The following is a 246-nucleotide window of genomic DNA, read 5'->3' as shown; positions in this document are numbered from 1 at the left end:
CGGTTCCACGACGAGTGGGACGTGCGCTGGTTCGAGGAGCCCGTCGGCTCCGCGGACCTGGAGGGTCTGCGCATGCTCCGGGACCGGGGGCCCGCCCGTCTGGAGGTCACCGCGGGGGAGTACGCCTTCACCGCCCAGGACTTCGCCAACCTCACCGACGGGCCGGCCGTGGACTGCCTCCAGGCCGACGTCACCCGCTGCGGCGGCATCACGGGCGTACTGGAGGTCGCCGGCCTGTCGGCCACC

1 protein-coding gene is annotated in these 246 nt (G+C 74.0%); it reads left to right on the top strand.

Annotated elements, in window-relative coordinates; genetic code table 11:
- Nucleotides 1–246: enolase C-terminal domain-like protein (locus KUM03_RS32145; protein ID WP_302185918.1), on the top strand; the 246-nt coding region annotated here is incomplete at both ends.

It is taken from the genome of Streptomyces sp. AC602_WCS936, assembly GCF_019049125.1.
Taxonomy (GTDB): domain Bacteria; phylum Actinomycetota; class Actinomycetes; order Streptomycetales; family Streptomycetaceae; genus Streptomyces.
This window is presented reverse-complemented; position numbering and strand designations above follow the sequence as displayed.